We start from the raw sequence: 313 nt of genomic DNA on the forward strand, positions 1-313 counted from the left end.
AGACATACTTGGTTGTTTGGTTCAGTTTTGAGAGAGTGATTTATCATTTACCTTAGGATGGGCCTGTAGCTCAGCTGGTTAGAGCGCACGCCTGATAAGCGTGAGGTCGGTGGTTCAAGTCCACTCAGGCCCACCATCTCTAAAAAAATATTAAGATATATGGGGCCTTAGCTCAGCTGGGAGAGCGCCTGCCTTGCACGCAGGAGGTCAGCGGTTCGATCCCGCTAGGCTCCATTTTTGTACCTTGAAAACTAAATAAGAGTAACAACGACATCAAACTAAAAGCGGAAGCGAATGTTTAGCGATGTACAGA

Annotated in this window: 2 tRNA genes; both read left to right on the plus strand. The window is 46.6% G+C overall.

Annotated features, from left to right (window positions below):
* Positions 1–59 precede the first annotated feature (59 nt).
* Positions 60–136, plus strand: a tRNA-Ile gene (locus D1839_RS20080).
* A 25-nt stretch (positions 137–161) separates the two neighbouring features.
* Positions 162–234, plus strand: a tRNA-Ala gene (locus D1839_RS20085).
* The last annotated feature ends 79 nt before the right edge of the window (positions 235–313 follow it).

The sequence above is a fragment of the Roseburia sp. 1XD42-34 genome (assembly GCF_009917385.1).
Classification (GTDB): domain Bacteria; phylum Bacillota; class Bacilli; order Bacillales; family Amphibacillaceae; genus Virgibacillus.